The sequence below is a fragment of the Ruegeria sp. F11 genome, assembly GCF_056533855.1.
The window spans coordinates 271356-287343 of record NZ_JBQFOW010000001.1; the positions used below are offsets into that span (position 1 = coordinate 271356).

Below are 15988 nucleotides of genomic sequence, written 5' to 3' on the forward strand. Positions count from 1 at the left end.
AGAAATCATAAAGATGAACCCCTGCAACGTTTCCCCTTCTACCGCTGCGGAAAGCAAGCTAACGCGCTGCAGGTCAAAGGCAACAGTTTTGCGCGGTTTTGTCTGAGCTTTATTGTGGAGGTGGGCCAAAAAGCACGCATTTTCTGCACATGCCCGTTGGCGTACCAGATGGGTTGCAGCGTATTTGTGACAGGAATTGGAAACCTTCGGCTGGTCGGCCAGCCGAAGGCGCATGAAATTCTAGGTCAGTCGCCACGCAAGAGGGCGGCAACACCGGTGCGGGCGACCTCGACCAGACCCAGCGGCCGCATCAGATCGGCGAAGGCGTCGATCTTGTCGGGTGCGCCGGTGATTTCGAAGATGAAAGAGTTCAGAGTGCTGTCCACCACATTGGCGCGGAAGATATCGGCCAGCCGCAGCGCCTCGACTCGTTTGTCGCCTTCGCCGACCACCTTGATGATCGCTAGTTCCCGCTCGACCGAGGGACCCTCGACCGTCAAGTCGTGAACATCGTGAACGGTCACGATCCGACCCAACTGCGCCTTGATCTGCTCGATCACCTGCGGGGTTCCGGTGGTGACGATGGTGATGCGGCTCAGGTGGCCGGTATGGTCAACCTCGGCCACGGTCAGGCTTTCGATGTTATAACCACGGCCCGAGAAAAGGCCGATCACGCGGGCCAGAACACCGGGTTCGTTTTCGACCAGAACGGCGATGGTGTGCCGTTCCTGAACGTCGGAAAACGTGGGTCGTAGGTTATAGGCCGAGTGGCGGGTAGAGCCTTTTTTGATTTGTAGGGCAGACATTTACGTCCCTTTCATCATCCTGCGATGGTCGGGCACCGGGGCGCCCGACAAAATTCGTCGAATTTTGTTAAACCAGAACCGAACCTTTGGAGTCGATCACGCCCTGCGTTTCGGCCTCGCCCAGCAGCATTTCGTTGTGGGCCTTGCCCGAGGGGATCATCGGGAAGCAGTTCTCGTGCTTCTCGACCAGACAATCGAAGATCACCGGGCCGTCGTAGTTGATCATCTCCATAATCGCGTCGTCCAGATCGGCGGGATCGCTGATCATGATGCCCTTGGCCCCGAAAGCCTCGGCCAGTTTGACGAAATCGGGCAGGGCTTCGGACCACGAATGCGAGTAACGCTCGCCATGCAGCAACTCCTGCCACTGGCGCACCATGCCGAGGCGTTCGTTGTTCAGGATGAACTGCTTCACCGGCAGACGGTACTGCACAGCGGTGCCCATTTCCTGCATGTTCATCAGCCACGACGCCTCGCCTGCCACGTTGATCACCAGCGCGTCCGGGTGCGCCATTTGCACGCCGATCGAGGCCGGAAAACCGTAGCCCATCGTGCCCAGCCCGCCCGAGGTCATCCAGCGGTTGGGGTCTTCAAAGCCCAGATACTGCGCGGCCCACATCTGATGCTGGCCGACCTCGGTGGTGATGTAGCGGTCGTGCTTCTTGGTCAGTTCCTCAAGCCGCTGCAGCGCGTATTGCGGTTTGATCGACTTTTCGCTGTTGGTGAAGGCAAGGCAGTTGATCTTACGCCATTCGCTGATCTGGTTCTGCCACTGCTGCACATTCGCGGCATCGATCTTACGCCCGCGCGCTTTCCAGACCTTCAAAACGTCTTCCAGAACATGCGCCACGTCGCCAACAATCGGGATGTCAACGCGGATGACCTTGTTGATCGACGAGGGGTCGATGTCGATATGCACTTTCTTCGAGTTCGGCGAGAACGCATCAATCCGGCCCGTAATCCGGTCGTCGAACCGCGCGCCGATATTGATCATCAGGTCGCAGTCGTGCATCGCCATGTTGGCCTCGTAGAGACCATGCATGCCCAGCATCCCCAGCCAGTTTTTACCTGACGCAGGGTAGGCACCCAATCCCATCAGGGTCGAGGTGATGGGGAAACCGGTCGAATCCACCAACTCGCGCAGCAACTGGCTGGCCGCCGGGCCTGAGTTGATGACGCCACCGCCCGTATAGAACACCGGTTTCTTGGCTGTCTCCATCGCGGCAACCAGTTCGGTGATCTCTTCCAGATCGCCTTTCAGCGCAGGCTGATAGTGCGAGGTCGAAGGCTTGGGCGGGCTGTATTCGCCGGATGCAAACTGGACGTCCTTCGGAATGTCGATCAGCACCGGACCGGGACGGCCCGATTTGGCAACGTGGAAAGCCTCGTGCATCGTCTGGGCCAGGGAATCGGTGTCCTTCACCAGCCAGTTATGCTTGGTGCAGGGGCGGGTGATGCCCACGGTATCGGCCTCTTGAAACGCGTCAGAGCCAATCATGAAGGTCGGAACCTGACCGGTCAGAACCACAATCGGGATCGAATCCAGCAATGCGTCAGTCAGCCCGGTCACCGCGTTGGTTGCGCCGGGGCCGGAAGTCACGAGCGCAACGCCGGGTTTGCCAGTCGAGCGCGCGTAGCCTTCGGCGGCGTGCACGGCACCCTGTTCGTGGCGCACCAGAATGTGGCGAATGTCGTTTTGCAGAAAGATTTCGTCATAGATCGGTAGCACGGCGCCGCCGGGGTATCCGAATACCGTGTCCACGCCCTGATCCTTGAGGGCCTGAACCACCATCTTTGCGCCGGTCATCTCACGTGTCATCTGCTTTGCTCCGTTCGCGACATGTGTCTTGCGTTCTGCATAAAAAAAGCCCCCGAGATTTTTTCGGAGGCGCATGGGTTCGATTATGGTTTACCGTTACCGGCCCATGCGCGTGGTTCCTACGATTACGACTAGCGCTTTCATCGCCAGAGGCTCCTTTTCTGCTTGCGGGGGACATTATGACCGGGCGATGGGGGCGTCAACAGGCAAATGACCCAATTTTCTAACCGGAGGGGTGAATTTTGCGACATTTTCTTGCGCAGATTGCCGCATCTGCGGAATTTCCGCGAATTCAGGTACGTTGTGGCGAATTTGCGCATGTCGAAATGCGTCAACGTAATGTCCCAAACTGACATGAGATGCCCGTTTGTCCGAGTCACGCTGTTCCTGACAAGTCAGTTCACGGAGGCGGATTATGTTGATGGATTTGGTGGATCTGGGCCGATACCCGATCGATCGGCCGGGCTCGCGGGCCTATGATCAGATGATTGCGGACTTGCGGCGGGAACTGGATCGGGACGGATGCGCCGTTCTGCCGGGCTTTGTTCATGAGGCCGGGTTGGAAGTGTTGGTGCGTGAAGCCGATGAGGTGGCGTCCAAAGCCCACCGGTCCTTCAACAGAACAAACGCCTATTTCTCCAAAGACGACCCGCGGCTCGGGATCGGCCATCCGATCCGCCGCTTCTACGATCGTTCAAATGCCTTTGTGCCAGCGGATAACTTTCCCAAATCCGGACCGCTGCGTCGGATTTACGAGTTTGAAGGCTTCATGCCGTTTGTCCGTGATGCGCTGAACGAAGCAGAAGACCGGTTCTTTCGCTATGACGATCCACTGGCGGACGTGATCATCAACGTGGTCGAGGAAGGGCAGGGATTCCCGTGGCACTTCGATACGAACAATTACACGGTGACCCTGGCCATTCAGAACGGGGAAGCCGGCGGCTGCTTTGAATATGTCCCGAACCTGCGTAGCGCTGAGGATGAGAATTTCGGCGCCGTGACCTCGATCCTGGACGGGAACAGGGGCAGAGTGCGCGAGTTGGAGTTGCAGCCGGGTGACCTGCAGATATTCAAGGGCAGATACGCGCTGCATCGGGTTGCTCCGGTCAAGGGTGCGCGCAGCCGGTATGTGGGGATTTTCTCATTTGTCGAGGCGGAAGGGATGTGTGGCGGGATTGAGCGGACGCAGCAGCTTTACGGGCGCGTGCTGCCACACCACTATCAGCGGGCCGGGATACGGCAGGACGATCTGTTGGACTGAAACGTGTTAGTCTTTCAGTGGCCAACACGGGGGCTGACATGTCAAAGATACTGCAAATAACGCCATTTGTTCTGTGTTCGTCATTGAAGACGCAGATTGAGTTTTACTGTGACCGTCTGGGCTTCACCTGCGGCTTTCAACAGGAAAACTACGCCTATCTGTCACGCGGGCCGGTTGCCATTCGGCTGCTGGAATGCCCACCCCGCGATGACGGCAAGCCGCTTGGGGACAACCAGTCGTTCTACATTGATGTCGAGGGGATCGACGCGCTGTATGAAAGCCTGTTGCCTGATCTGGAGGACTTGCCGAAGGGGCGTGTGCGGCCTCCGTTCGATCAGCCCTATCTGCAGCGCGAGTTTCATGTTCTGGACGAGGACGGGACGCTGGTGTTCTTTGGTGAGGATATTCGGCCTCGGAGCTAGGGGAAAGCTCCCGCCCATCGTCAACACGCCTTTGGCGTGCCTCCTCTGGTTGGGCCCGGCAGCGCTGCGCGCTGCGGTGTAAAGAAAAATGCCCGGAGGCCGTTTGGCCTCCGGGCTGTTGGTTTGTCAGCTTGGTTTTGCGTGGGTAAGTTTTGCAAACTCAAGCTCGGCCTCGTGGTCGATTTCCAGTTGAGACAGGTCCCTTTTGCCAGCCTCGGGGTCGTTGAACACGGCGCGGTCCAGCTTGCCGACCCGGTCTGCCACGATCGTCGTGACGACCGCATCACCGGTGATGTTCACCACGGTCCGCATCATGTCGAGGATCCGGTCAACGGCCAGAATGATCGCGATACCGTCGAGCGGCATGCCCAGCTGGTTCAGGACCATGGCCAGCATCACGATGCCCACGCCCGGAACGCCTGCGGTGCCGATCGAAGCCAGAACCGAGATCGAGATGATGGTCATGTAGCCACCAAGGCCCAGATCAATCCCATAGGCGTTGGCCAGGAACACGGTCGCCACGCCATGCATGATCGCGGTGCCATCCATGTTGATCGTCGCGCCCAGCGGTACCCCGAACGAGGCGACCGAGCGGTCAACGCCGATCCGCTGCGTCACGCATTGCATGCTGGCCGGGATCGTCGCGTTCGAGCTTGAGGTCGAAAACGCGAATACCTGTGCCGAGCGCATTTTCCGCAGGAACGCCAGCGGGCTGAGGCCGGTGAACACATAGAGCAGGGCCATCAGCGTGACGCAGAGGTGGAACACCAGAGTCAGGCTGATCGTGGTCAGATAGCCCATCACCGGCACGAACAGGCCGAAGCCTTCCATCGCGAAGGTTCTGGCGATCAGGCAAAACACGCCGATGGGGGCAAAGGCCATGACGATTTCGACGATCTTCATCGCCAGATCGTTCATGAACTCGCAGCCTTCGACAAACGCTTTGGCGCGGCTGCCGATCATCAGAACCGCAACGCCTACGACGATGACGTAGAAGATGATCTGCAGCATCTCGCCATTGGCCAGCGCATGAACCGGGTTCTTCGGCACGATGTTGGCCAGAATCTGCCAGGCCGATTCCGCCGAGTTAACGGCAACATTGTGATCCGCCAGATGCATGCTCTCAAACCCGCTGCCGGGGTTGATGATATTGGCGAAAGCAAGCGCGGTTGTGACCGCCAGCGCGGTTGTCACAAGGTAGGTGACAAAGGTCAGACCGCCGATGCGGCCCAGTACTTTGACGTCTCCGATCCCGACCACGCCGCAGAGCAGCGAGAAGACCACAAGCGGTACCACAAGCATCTGCAGGGCGTTCAGGAACATCTGGCCGACCATGGCGAACAGGCCGTTGGTCAGGCCGTTTTCAAGGGCCGGAATATCAAGGTAATTCAGCGTAATGCCAAGAATAGACCCCAAGGCGAGGGCCAGCATGATCTGCGTCGTCAGGTTTGCAGACAGCACTCTGCGGGCGGCGTATTTCATTTTTCTTCCCCTTATCGCACTCAGCGCGCCGGATCGGGGATCCGGTGCCGAAATCATTATGTCCGTGAAGTCCGGCTGTGCCGGTCGTAATCGAAACGCACGCTCTGCCGAGCGGGTTCAAAGTATTTGGTGACGTTGCGTCAGTTTTCAACTGCTTAAAAAATATGCGAGTTCACATTTTTGCAATAAAATTGTGCAGAAGTGATTGCTTGGGGTCAGGTAATTTGGGCTAAAATCAGAAAAATTATTTTACTACAGGGGCTTGGATCAGTCTTTGAACATGATCAGGTCCCAGCGATTGCCAAACGGATCGCGCCAGACAGCGACGGTTCCGTAGGGCTCGTGCCGGGGATCTTCCTCGAACTCGACCCCCTTGGCCAGCATTGCTGCATGGTCGCGGTGAAAGTCATCCGTCTGCAGGAAGAAGCCCACACGCCCGCCGGTCTGGTTGCCGATGGCGGCCTTCTGACCGGCCGAGATGGCTTTGGCCAACAGCAGCGACGCGCCGTCCGATCCGGGCGGCGTAACCCGAACCCAGCGTTTCCCGCCGCCCAGATCAATGTCCTGCGTTAGCTCGAAATCCAGCGTCCGGGTATAGAACGCGATCGCGTCATCATAGTCCGGCACCACAAGGGTGACGGCGTGCAGGGATTGTTTCATATGGGGATCAGCCCTTGGTGGGGTGGCGGTCCGGCAGTTGGATACTGGCCACCTGCTCGGCAATCGGAGCGGTCGACAGCGGGTGGTGGGCCGTGCCGGTAAAGGCCTCGGGGTCTTTGATCTTTTGCCAGTTGCCCTGAATGTAAACCTCAAGCCCCGCGAACTTGGCCTTGTACCCCATCTTCGGGCTGCCGGGGACCCAATAGCCGAGATAGACGAAAGGCAGGCCAGCCTCGCGCGCGATGTCGATGTGATCAAGGATCATATACGTGCCCAGCGAGTTCTGGGGCTGGTGCGGATCGTAGAAGGAATAGACCATACTCAACCCGTCATCCAGAACGTCCGTCAGGCTGACGGCGATCAGATTGCCGGTTTCGGGGTCCACATATTCCACCACGCGGCTGCGGATCGGGGTTTCCTCGATCATCGCCGCGAACTCGAACACGTCCATGTCAGCCATGCCGCCATCGGCGTGGCGGGTGTCAAGGTACCGACGGAACAGTTCGAACTGCTCGTCCGTAGCCCAGGGCGAGGTGGCGCGTCGTTGCAGGTAGGAATTGCGCTTTGCAGCCCGTTTCTGGCTTTTGCGCGGGCGAAAGGCCGACACGTCGATCCGGGCCGACAGGCACGCCGCGCAATCGGTGCAGGACGGGCGGTAGAGAACGTTCTGGGACCGGCGAAACCCTTGTTGCGACAGAGAGTTGTTCAGCTGATCCGCGCCTTCGCCCTGCAGTGCGGTGAACAGCTTACGCTCCATCCTGCCCTCAAGATAAGGGCAGGGCTGAGGTGCCGTCACATAGAACTGTGGCGCGATTGGCAGCGTGTGTCGCATGAAGGTCCCGTGTTTCCTGAGACCGGATGATAGCAACGGTTTTTTGTGCCGCCAAGAGATTAACTGAGGCGCAGATCAGGCGCGCTGGTTGATCATCACGGTGCCAAGGAAGGCGTCGGTCAGGCCCTGACAGCGGGCGCTGGTCAGCATCATGATGATCGAGACGATCTGGACCACGAAAAACGCCATGCTGATGAAGTACCCGGCAGTATGGGCCACGGCTTTGCCCATATCCATGCGCTCGCCAAAGGCGTCGCGCAGTTCGATTCCCATAAAGCGCATGCCCAGCGTGGCAGAGCCGTTGGAAATGGTGATCACCCGGTAGACAAAGCTGATCACACCGTAGATCAGCGGCAGGAAGAACAGCCCCATACCGAAGGTCAGGAAAATCGGCACGATACATAGCAGCGAGATAAAGGCGATATCGAACAGCCACGCGACAAAGCGCTTGGTCGTCACGGACCGGTAGAACTCGGGCTGGCTGTCGGGATCGGGCAGGTGATTCATGGTTTGATTTCCAGATGGGCAGTTGGCGATACCCTGTCCCGATTTGGTGGGACAGGGCAAGAGGGATCAGGCAGGTTCGCCCTTATCCGCTTCGTCATGGTTTTCTCGGGCGCGTTCATCCATGAACTGGTCGAACTCGGCCTTGTCCTTGGCCTCGCGCAAGCGGTGCAGGAAGGCTTCAAAGTCCTGCTGTTCGCGTTCCAGCCGCGCCAGCGTATCGGCCTTGTAGGCGTCAAACGCGCTGTTGCCCGACGGTTTCATAGCGCTCATGTGGCTGTGCCAGGATTTGCGGCGGCTGCAGGACTTGCTGAACATGCGTTTGCTCCAGATCATATAGGCCAGAAGGGCCAGGCCCACGGGCCAGAAGAAGATGAATCCAAGGACCATGGCTGCGATCCAGGCACCTTTGCCTTTGTCGTCCATCCAGGCCTCGGCACGGTGGAACCATCCCGGATTCGAAGGGGCGGCGGGTTCGGACAGTGCGGTCATTTGGGCTCTCCAGGGTTGATGTAAATTCCTTTCACATTGTCTAGATGGGGTTCCGTTGGGGTGTTGCAAGAGGTCAATGTGAAAAAGATTTACATCCTGCGATCTGGTTGACGATTTGGCGCATCACACGCAGGCTGTCCTTATGGATATGGATGACAAAAAGCCCGCCCCGACCCTTGGTGCAATCCTCGATCTGGAAAAGCAGGTTTGGATGGCATTGGTCGATGGGAACGCACAAGCGGATCGCGCGTTGCTGAGCGCTGATTTTCTGGGCGTGTACCCCTCGGGCTTTGCTAATCGGGACGATCACGTGGGGCAGTTCGCCGATGCACCGACAATGGCCGAGTTCAAACTGAGCGACGAAAAGCTGCGGGTCCTGACGCCTGATATCGTGCTTTTGTCCTATCGCGCCGACTATCTGCGGCCCGACGCGCAGGGGTGGGAGGCGATGCTGATCTCATCACTCTGGGAACGCCGACACGAGGTCTGGGTCAACAGCTTCAGCCAGGACACTCCGGTCGAACAGGCCTGACCAGATTGCCCCATTGACGCCGCCCCATGGCGATGCGCAGGTTGCGCATATGACTGACGCTCTTGCTATTCACCGTCTGCCGCACGCCTTTGATCAAGCCTTGGGGGAAGAAGCCCGTGCTTTGATGCCTGATCTGACCACAGAACAGGGTGATCTGATTGCTGGAACGGCAGGGTCCAGCCCCTATCTCAAAGGCCTGATCGAGCGCGAGAAAAACTGGCTGCCACAAGCGCTGCACAGCCCGGATCAGGCGTTGGCGGATGTCATGGCGGCGGCACGGGCCCTGCCGCCCGATCAGTTGAAGCCCGGGCTGCGGCAAGCCAAGCGCCGGTTGGCGTTGCTGACCGCACTGGCGGATATCGCCGGGGCGTGGCCTTTGGAAAAGGTGACAGCGGCACTGACGGATTTCGGCGCGCTGGCCGCGGATGTGGCGGCCAAGGCCGAGATCGCCGCCCTGATCCGCCGCAAGAAACTGCCCGGCATGACCGAGGAGGATGTCGAAACCGCGGCCGGGATGGTGATCCTCGCCATGGGGAAAATGGGCGCGCATGAGCTGAACTACAGCTCGGATATCGACCTGATCGTTCTGTTCGACGAGACGCGGTTTGACCCCGATGATTTCTACGAGGCCCGCCACGGCATGGTCCGCGCCACGCGCAATTTCTGTGCCACGCTCAGCGACAAGACGGCGGATGGCTATGTCTTTCGCACCGATCTGCGCCTGCGCCCTGATCCGGCGGTGACGCCGGTCTGCATGGCGATGGAGGCAGCAGAGCGATATTATGAAAGCCTCGGCCGCACTTGGGAACGCGCCGCTTATATCAAGGCGCGGCCCTGCGCCGGGGACATCGCCGCGGGACAGCGGTTTCTGGATGCGCTGCGCCCGTTCGTCTGGCGTCGCCATCTGGATTTCGCCGCCATTCAGGACGCCCACGACATGCGCCTGCGCATTCGCGAGAACAAAGGGACGGGCGGCACCCTGTCTATCCCGGGTCATGACATGAAGCTGGGGCAGGGCGGAATCCGCGAGATCGAGTTCTTCACTCAGACCCGGCAGTTGATCGCAGGCGGGCGCGATCCCGATCTGCGGGTGCGTGGCACGGTTCCGGGGCTGGTCGCGCTGGCGGAAAAGAACTGGGTGCCCGATGAGGTCGCCGCCAAGCTGACCGATCACTACCGCGCCCACCGCGAGGTCGAACACCGTATCCAGATGATCCACGACGCCCAGACCCATAAAGTGCCCAATTCCCAAGATGGGATCGAACGCGTTGCCTGCCTGATGGGCTTCAGCAGTGCCGAACTGACGCAGGACCTGACCCGACGCCTGACCGAGGTACACGACCTGACCGAAGGGTTCTTCGCGCCCGGCCCCGGTGCCACCCCGACGCCCGCGCAAGAGGTCGAGTTCGACAAAGGCATCCTCGCCCGCTGGACAACTTACCCGGCGCTTCGCACCCAAAGGGGCAGGCGCATCTTCGACCGCCTCAAGCCCGAACTTCTGTCGCGCCTCGCAAAAACCGCCCAACCCGAGGAGGCGCTGATGGCGCTCGACGGGTTCCTCGCCGGATTGCCCGCTGGCGTTCAGCTTTTTTCCCTGTTCGAGGCCAATCCCCATCTGATCGACCTGCTGATCGACATCGTGGGCACCTCGCACGCCCTGGCCTCCCACCTTTCCCGCAACGCCTCGGTGTTTGACGCGGTGATTGGCGGCAGTTTCTTTGCCGATTGGCCAGGGCAGGCGGTGCTGCAGGCCGAATTGGCACAGGCGCTGGCGCAGGAGGCGGACTATGAAACGCAACTCGATTTCGCGCGGCGCTGGTGCAAGGAATGGCATTTCCGCATCGGCGTGCATCATCTGCGCGGATTGATCGGCGGGGCGCAGGCGGGGCGTCAGTATGCCGATCTGGCGCGGGCGGTCATCGCCGCGATCCTGCCGCATGTTGCCGAGACTTTCGCCCGGAAGCACGGCCCCGCACCGGGGCGAGGGGCCGCAGTACTGGGCATGGGGTCGCTGGGGGCAGGGCGCATCAACTCGGAATCCGATCTGGACATGATCGTGATCTACGACCCGCTGGATCAGGATATGTCCGATGGCCCGCGCCCTCTGGCAACCCGGACCTACTATGCGCGGTTCACGCAGGCGCTGATCACGGCGCTGTCCGCCCCGATGTCGCAGGGACGGCTGTACGAGGTCGACATGCGCCTGCGCCCCTCGGGCAATCAGGGGCCGGTGGCGACAAGCTGGGCCAGCTTCACCCACTACCAGCAAGAGGAAGCATGGGTCTGGGAACACCTCGCCCTGACCCGCGCCCATGTTGTGGCGGGTGATCCGGCCTTGGCCGAGGATATCGAGGCGTTTCGGGCCGAATTCCTGTCTCACCCGCGCGACAAGGACAAGGTTCTGCGCGAAGTGGCCGACATGCGAACCCGGCTGGCCGCCGCGAAATCGCCCGCCGGTGTGTGGGATGCCAAAAACGGCCCCGGTCGGATGATGGATATCGAGTTGATGGCCGAGACCGGAGCCCTGTTGGCGGGGATACCGCGACGCGATGTGCAGTCCGGGCTCGACGGGGCGGTCGCTGCCGGCCTGCTGGATGTCGCGCAGGCGCAAACGCTGAAGGACAGTTACGACCTATGCTGGTCGGTGCAATGCGCCGCGCGGCTGCTGTCCGGCAAAGTGATCGAGGCCGACAAGATCGGCGAGGGCGGTTCGGCCTTTTTGTGCCGCGCCACCGGGTTCGAACGGGTGGAAGAGCTGCAGGCCGCATTGCAGGACAGTTACACCACCGCCGCCGCTCTGATCGGCAGCGTGATCAAAAGGGGCGAAGATGGCGCGCAGCAGTGATCCCAACGATCCCAAGGGCCTGATCCGCGAGGCCTACCGCATCGAGGGCATCACCTTGCCCGAATGCCGCAGCATCTTTCTGGACTGGGCGCTCAGCCTGCCGGACGGGCAGGACCAGAAACAGGCGCTGGCCGATTTGCACGCGGCCTATTCCGCGCAGGACGCCGATCACCCGATGACGCAGGTGTTGGCCGAGGGTCTGCAAGCTGCGCAAGCCCCGAAACGGCGCGGCGGCTGGCGCAGCCGTCCCCGTTAACGGGGCTTTCCCACCACGCAGTTCAGGATTATGAGGGCGTCATGACCCAAGCCGCTGACCGCCCCCGCATCCGCCTTAAACCCAAAGCCAACGCGCGCGGCCTGCGCCACGGCTTCACTTGGGTCTACGCCAACGACATCGTCACCGACCGCCGTACCCGCAAGATCGCCGCTGGGTCACTTGCCATTCTGGAGGATGACAAACGCGCGCCCATTGCGCTGGTCGCGGTCAACCCCGAGTCAAAGATCATGTGCCGCGTTTTGGACCGAAACCTTCAGGCCGACCTGAACGCCGAGTGGTTCGAAACCCGCCTGCGTCGTGCGCTTGAAATGCGGGAACAATTGTTCGACGCGCCGTACTACCGCCTGATCCACGCCGAGGCCGATGGCCTGCCCGGCGTGATCATCGACCGTTTCGGCGATACCTGCGTCATCCAACCCAACGCCGCATGGGCCGAGGCGCATTTGGAAACGCTGACGGACGCGCTGGTTAAGGTGACGGGCGTAACGACCGTGTTAAAAAACGCCTCAGGCCGCACACGCGGGCTTGAGGGGCTGGACGATGTGAACCAAACCCTGCGCGGAACAACTCCCGATGCCCCTGTGCCCGTGCCCATGAACGGTGCGACTTACATGGCCGATCTGACCGGCGGCCAGAAAACCGGCCTGTTCTACGACCAGCGCCCCAACCACGCCTTCGCCGCTCGGTTGGTGCATCCCGGCGCGCAGATTTTGGACGTGTTCAGCCATGTTGGGGGCTTCGCGCTGGCCATGCTGGCCGGAGGGGCCGCACAGGCGCTTTCGGTCGATGGCTCCGCCGCCGCGCTGGACTTGGCGACCAAAGGCGCCGAGGCCTCGGGCTGCGCCGACCGGTTCCAAACCCGCCAAGGCGACGCCTTCGACGTCCTGACCCAATTGGGCGAAGAGGGCGCGCAATTCGACATGGTGATCTGCGACCCGCCAGCCTTCGCCCCATCAAAACAAGCGCTGGATGCAGGCCTGCGCGCATACGAACGCATAGCCCGCCTTGCCGCGCCTTTGGTCAAACCGGGCGGCTATCTGGGCCTGTGCTCCTGCTCGCACGCGGCTGATCTGGGCCGCTTCCGCGACGCCTCATCCCGCGGGATTGGCCGCGCCGGACGACAGGCGCAACTGATCCACACAGGCTTCGCCGGGCCCGACCACCCGCAATTGCCGCAACTGGCCGAAAGCGGCTACCTCAAAGCTGTGTTCTACCGGCTGTGAAGGCGGTTCTGGACACCTGCGTCATCTACCCCACGGTGATGCGAGAGATGCTGCTGGGCTCGGCCAGCCTCGGCCATTTCACCCCACTCTGGTCTCAGCGCATCCTCGAAGAATGGGCCCGCGCCGCCCGAAAACTCGGCCCAGAAGGCGAGGCGCAAGCCCGCGCCGAAATAGCATTGGTCCAGTCGCATTGGCCCAAGGCGGAACGCGCCGCCCCGCCAGGTCTGGAACAACGGCTCTGGCTGCCTGACAGCGCGGACATCCATGTTCTGGCCACGGCCATCGCGGGCTCGGCAGATATCATCGTGACAGTCAACGCAAAGGACTTCCCCAGAAACATCCTTACCGAAGAAGGCCTCAACCGACGCGACCCCGACGGTCTTCTGCACGCGTTCTGGCTTGCCGATCCCGGCGGTATGACACATCTCGCCACCCGCGTTCTGGATGAAGCCAACCGCTTGTCCGGCAACCAATGGACCCTGCGCGCCCTTATGAAAAAAGCCCGCCTGCCACGCCTGGGCAAAGCCCTGTCGCACTGAACAGAATCCTCTTCATCTGTCCAAAAATATCCCGGAGAGCGCGAGAGGCTGGCCTCTCGCTGCGCTGTAATCAGCCACCAGCCCAACGCCGTTCAAGCACCTCAAGCGCCGCAATCCGCTCATCCGTCTTGGGGTGGCTCATCAACCACGCCGGAACAACACCCGCCCGCTGCTGCGTCAGGTCTTCCAGCTTGTGAAACAGCGATTTCTGCGGCCCTATGCCAATCCCGGCCTTGGTCAGCAGGGCAGCAGCGTACTCGTCTGCCTCATACTCATCCGCCCGCGACAGACGCGACGCCAAAAGCGAGGTCAGAGCATTCGCAATCAGCGCGCCAATGAATGGAATGAACCGGTTCAACACCATAATCAACGCCGTCCGCATGGCGTTCTGCCCGGAAAAATCAATCATCCGCCGCCGCGCGTGACCCAAGGCGACATGGCCCAATTCATGCGCAATGACACTGGCCATTTCCTCGGCCGAGACCTCTCCGTTGCGGAACTTGCGATAGAACCCACGCGTGATGAAGATACGCCCATCCGGCGCGGCCAGACCGTTTACCGGGTCGATCTCGTAGATATAAACCGGCACCCGTTCCACATCCAAAGCAACAGCCAGCCGGTCGGTCATGCGCTTGAGTGCCGGATCGGCCAGTTCGGTCGATTTGGCGTCCAGTTCGCGATGCGTGCGCCAGACGGAAATCCGGTACATCACGACGGCATAAGCGATGGCCAGCAGGATCGGGGTTAGGCGCAGCATAAGAAGGATATGGCTTCTTCGCGGCCTGAGGGCAACTATAGCTGTCCCGAAAATTTCGAGAGAAAACAGATCTCACCGACGGGGCCCCGGAAACTTCAAAAGTTTCCGGTCCGATTTCATTTAATGAAATCGGGTGTCGGGGGCGAAGGCCGGGCCAATGCCAGCTTGCCTCAACGCGTCAGTTCCCGCATCCCCTGTTCCAACCCTGCCAGAGTCATCGGCACCATCCGATCCTCGAAAATCTCGCGCATCATGCCGATGGACTGGGTGTAGCCCCAGTACTTCTCGGGCACGGGGTTGATCCACAGGTTTGATGCCCACTGATCGCGCGCCCGCTGCAGCCAAACCTGACCGGCCTCCTGGTTCCAGTGCTCGTTCGCGCCACCGGGATAGGCAATCTCGTAGGGGCTCATAGAGGCGTCGCCGACAAAGATGCATTTATAATCTGCGCCATAGGTGCGCAGGACCTCATGCGTGGGCGTTTGCTGATCCCAGCGGCGGCGGTTGTCACGCCAGACGCCTTCATAGAGGCAGTTGTGGAAGTAATAGTACTCCAGGTGCTTGAATTCGCTGCGCGCGGCCGAGAAAAGTTCTTCGACCACTCGGATATGCGCGTCCATCGAACCGCCCACATCGAGGAACAACAGAACCTTCACCGCATTGTGGCGTTCGGGGCGGGTTTTGACGTCCAGATAGCCATGCTCGGCGGTTGCGCGGATGGTGCCATCAAGATCCAACTCTTCGGCGGCCCCTTCGCGCGCCCAGCGGCGCAGGCGTTTCAAGGCAACCTTGATATTCCGGGTGCCCAGTTCAACTGTGTCGTCCAGGTTCTTGAATTCACGCTTGTCCCAGATCTTGACAGCGCGCTGGTGGCGGCTTTCTTTTTGCCCGACGCGCACCCCTTCGGGGTTGTAACCATAGGCGCCAAAGGGGCTGGTTCCGGCGGTGCCGATCCACTTGTTACCGCCCTGATGGCGGCCTTGCTGGTCCTTCAGCCGTTCGCGCAGCGTCTCCATCAGCTTGTCGAAACCGCCAAGCGCTTCGATCTCGGCCTTTTCTTCCTCGCTGAGGTGTTTCTCGGCCATCTTGGCCAGCCAGTCCGACGGGATATCGACCGCTTCCAGCACCTGATCGAAGCTGATCTGATCCAGCCCTTCGAAACTGGCGGCAAAGGCGCGGTCGAACTTGTCGATGTTGCGCTCGTCCTTCACCATCGAGACGCGGGCGAGGTAGTAGAGCGCCTCGACATCATAGGTGGCGAGGCCCTTCTTCATACCTTCCAGAAAGGTCAGGTATTCCCGCAGCGATACGGGAATGCCTGCTTTACGAAGGTTTTCGAAGAACGGCAGAAACATCGCGTCAGACCACCAGTCGCACCAACACCATCGAGATTATGAGGCCCACCAGCGCAAAGGCAATGCCATAACCGGCGGCATATTGCGCCATGTCCGCCGCGTTGCCGTTGCGTTTGCGCGCAGTTAAAGCGCCCAGGATCGCCCCGATAAGCGCCATTCCCAGAACCACTAACATGTGTGTT

17 protein-coding genes are annotated in these 15988 nt (G+C 60.5%); 7 read left to right on the forward strand and 10 right to left on the reverse strand.

From position 1 onward, the window contains the following. Positions 1-245: 245 nt before the first annotated feature. A complete protein-coding gene (gene ilvN, locus ACR0NJ_RS01350; protein WP_480815333.1) occupies positions 246-806 on the reverse strand; it encodes an acetolactate synthase small subunit in 561 nt (186 codons plus the stop codon). Positions 807-873: 67 nt separating this feature from the next. Further along, the gene (locus ACR0NJ_RS01355; protein WP_480815334.1) at positions 874-2625 is read right to left on the reverse strand and encodes an acetolactate synthase 3 large subunit; all 1752 of its coding nucleotides are present in this window, start codon (positions 2623-2625) and stop codon (positions 874-876) included. Positions 2626-3040: 415 nt separating this feature from the next. On the opposite strand from ACR0NJ_RS01355, the gene ACR0NJ_RS01360 reads away from it, so the two are divergent. Next, positions 3041-3886, forward strand: a complete 846-nt coding sequence (locus ACR0NJ_RS01360) for a HalD/BesD family halogenase (protein WP_480815335.1) — start codon at positions 3041-3043, stop codon at positions 3884-3886. Positions 3887-3924: 38 nt separating this feature from the next. After that, positions 3925-4308 carry a bleomycin resistance protein gene (locus ACR0NJ_RS01365; RefSeq protein ID WP_480815336.1) on the forward strand — a complete coding sequence of 128 codons (384 nt, stop codon included), beginning with the start codon at positions 3925-3927 and terminating at the stop codon, positions 4306-4308. A 126-nt stretch (positions 4309-4434) separates the two neighbouring features. On the opposite strand, the gene ACR0NJ_RS01370 is transcribed toward ACR0NJ_RS01365, so the two are convergent. The 5 genes from ACR0NJ_RS01370 to ACR0NJ_RS01390 form a co-directional block, all read right to left on the reverse strand. After that, on the reverse strand, positions 4435-5790 hold the full coding sequence (locus tag ACR0NJ_RS01370; RefSeq protein WP_480815337.1) for a dicarboxylate/amino acid:cation symporter: 1356 nt from the start codon (positions 5788-5790) through the stop codon (positions 4435-4437). A 267-nt stretch (positions 5791-6057) separates the two neighbouring features. Further along, a complete protein-coding gene (locus ACR0NJ_RS01375; RefSeq protein ID WP_480815338.1) occupies positions 6058-6450 on the reverse strand; it encodes a VOC family protein in 393 nt (130 codons plus the stop codon). 7 nt (positions 6451-6457) lie between these two features. Further along, entirely contained in the window at positions 6458-7282 is an 825-nt protein-coding gene (locus ACR0NJ_RS01380) for an arginyltransferase (protein WP_480815339.1), read from the reverse strand. A 75-nt stretch (positions 7283-7357) separates the two neighbouring features. Continuing rightward, complete coding sequence (locus tag ACR0NJ_RS01385; protein ID WP_480815340.1) at positions 7358-7789, reverse strand: RDD family protein; 432 nt, start codon at positions 7787-7789, stop codon at positions 7358-7360. A gap of 66 nt (positions 7790-7855) precedes the next feature. Next, positions 7856-8278 (reverse strand): DUF2852 domain-containing protein, encoded by a 423-nt coding sequence (locus ACR0NJ_RS01390; RefSeq protein WP_480815341.1) that lies wholly within the window; start codon positions 8276-8278, stop codon positions 7856-7858. Positions 8279-8420: 142 nt separating this feature from the next. Here ACR0NJ_RS01390 and ACR0NJ_RS01395 point away from each other — a divergent pair, with 142 nt between their 5' ends. Genes ACR0NJ_RS01395 through ACR0NJ_RS01415 form a run of 5 tightly spaced genes read left to right on the forward strand, consistent with a single transcriptional unit; the run spans position 8421 to position 13694 of the window. Beyond that, positions 8421-8810: a DUF4440 domain-containing protein gene (locus ACR0NJ_RS01395; protein WP_480815342.1), complete on the forward strand. Its 390-nt coding sequence runs from the start codon at positions 8421-8423 to the stop codon at positions 8808-8810. Between the two features lie 49 nt (positions 8811-8859). Next, positions 8860-11655: a [protein-PII] uridylyltransferase family protein gene (locus ACR0NJ_RS01400; RefSeq protein ID WP_480815343.1), complete on the forward strand. Its 2796-nt coding sequence runs from the start codon at positions 8860-8862 to the stop codon at positions 11653-11655. Beyond that, the gene (locus ACR0NJ_RS01405; RefSeq protein ID WP_480815344.1) at positions 11639-11911 is read left to right on the forward strand and encodes a hypothetical protein; all 273 of its coding nucleotides are present in this window, start codon (positions 11639-11641) and stop codon (positions 11909-11911) included. The genes ACR0NJ_RS01400 and ACR0NJ_RS01405 overlap by 17 nt, the downstream gene beginning before the upstream one ends. A 41-nt stretch (positions 11912-11952) precedes the next feature. Then, positions 11953-13155 (forward strand): RSP_2647 family RNA methyltransferase, encoded by a 1203-nt coding sequence (locus ACR0NJ_RS01410; protein ID WP_480815345.1) that lies wholly within the window; start codon positions 11953-11955, stop codon positions 13153-13155. Next, positions 13152-13694, forward strand: a complete 543-nt coding sequence (locus ACR0NJ_RS01415) for an RSP_2648 family PIN domain-containing protein (RefSeq protein WP_480815346.1) — start codon at positions 13152-13154, stop codon at positions 13692-13694. Before ACR0NJ_RS01410 ends, ACR0NJ_RS01415 begins: the two co-directional genes overlap by 4 nt. A 70-nt stretch (positions 13695-13764) precedes the next feature. Here the strand turns inward: ACR0NJ_RS01415 and ACR0NJ_RS01420 are convergent, their stop codons facing one another. From ACR0NJ_RS01420 to ACR0NJ_RS01430, 3 genes are all read right to left on the reverse strand, one after another. Continuing rightward, positions 13765-14451 (reverse strand): M48 family metallopeptidase, encoded by a 687-nt coding sequence (locus tag ACR0NJ_RS01420; protein WP_480815347.1) that lies wholly within the window; start codon positions 14449-14451, stop codon positions 13765-13767. 170 nt (positions 14452-14621) lie between these two features. After that, positions 14622-15806: a vWA domain-containing protein gene (locus tag ACR0NJ_RS01425; RefSeq protein WP_480815348.1), complete on the reverse strand. Its 1185-nt coding sequence runs from the start codon at positions 15804-15806 to the stop codon at positions 14622-14624. A 4-nt stretch (positions 15807-15810) separates the two neighbouring features. Then, a complete protein-coding gene (locus ACR0NJ_RS01430; protein WP_480613870.1) occupies positions 15811-15981 on the reverse strand; it encodes a hypothetical protein in 171 nt (56 codons plus the stop codon). Positions 15982-15988: the final 7 nt, after the last annotated feature.

What these genes read in the sequence shown, in the direction of transcription:
- ilvN (WP_480815333.1), bottom strand. Translation starts at nt 806, where the DNA reads ATGTCTGCCCTACAAATCAAAAAAGGCTCTACCCGCCACTCGGCCTAT.
- ACR0NJ_RS01355 (WP_480815334.1), bottom strand. Translation starts at nt 2,625, where the DNA reads ATGACACGTGAGATGACCGGCGCAAAGATGGTGGTTCAGGCCCTCAAG.
- ACR0NJ_RS01360 (WP_480815335.1), top strand. Translation starts at nt 3,041, where the DNA reads ATGTTGATGGATTTGGTGGATCTGGGCCGATACCCGATCGATCGGCCG.
- ACR0NJ_RS01365 (WP_480815336.1), top strand. Translation starts at nt 3,925, where the DNA reads ATGTCAAAGATACTGCAAATAACGCCATTTGTTCTGTGTTCGTCATTG.
- ACR0NJ_RS01370 (WP_480815337.1), bottom strand. Translation starts at nt 5,790, where the DNA reads ATGAAATACGCCGCCCGCAGAGTGCTGTCTGCAAACCTGACGACGCAG.
- ACR0NJ_RS01375 (WP_480815338.1), bottom strand. Translation starts at nt 6,450, where the DNA reads ATGAAACAATCCCTGCACGCCGTCACCCTTGTGGTGCCGGACTATGAT.
- ACR0NJ_RS01380 (WP_480815339.1), bottom strand. Translation starts at nt 7,282, where the DNA reads ATGCGACACACGCTGCCAATCGCGCCACAGTTCTATGTGACGGCACCT.
- ACR0NJ_RS01385 (WP_480815340.1), bottom strand. Translation starts at nt 7,789, where the DNA reads ATGAATCACCTGCCCGATCCCGACAGCCAGCCCGAGTTCTACCGGTCC.
- ACR0NJ_RS01390 (WP_480815341.1), bottom strand. Translation starts at nt 8,278, where the DNA reads ATGACCGCACTGTCCGAACCCGCCGCCCCTTCGAATCCGGGATGGTTC.
- ACR0NJ_RS01395 (WP_480815342.1), top strand. Translation starts at nt 8,421, where the DNA reads ATGGATATGGATGACAAAAAGCCCGCCCCGACCCTTGGTGCAATCCTC.
- ACR0NJ_RS01400 (WP_480815343.1), top strand. Translation starts at nt 8,860, where the DNA reads ATGACTGACGCTCTTGCTATTCACCGTCTGCCGCACGCCTTTGATCAA.
- ACR0NJ_RS01405 (WP_480815344.1), top strand. Translation starts at nt 11,639, where the DNA reads ATGGCGCGCAGCAGTGATCCCAACGATCCCAAGGGCCTGATCCGCGAG.
- ACR0NJ_RS01410 (WP_480815345.1), top strand. Translation starts at nt 11,953, where the DNA reads ATGACCCAAGCCGCTGACCGCCCCCGCATCCGCCTTAAACCCAAAGCC.
- ACR0NJ_RS01420 (WP_480815347.1), bottom strand. Translation starts at nt 14,451, where the DNA reads ATGCTGCGCCTAACCCCGATCCTGCTGGCCATCGCTTATGCCGTCGTG.
- ACR0NJ_RS01425 (WP_480815348.1), bottom strand. Translation starts at nt 15,806, where the DNA reads ATGTTTCTGCCGTTCTTCGAAAACCTTCGTAAAGCAGGCATTCCCGTA.
- ACR0NJ_RS01430 (WP_480613870.1), bottom strand. Translation starts at nt 15,981, where the DNA reads ATGTTAGTGGTTCTGGGAATGGCGCTTATCGGGGCGATCCTGGGCGCT.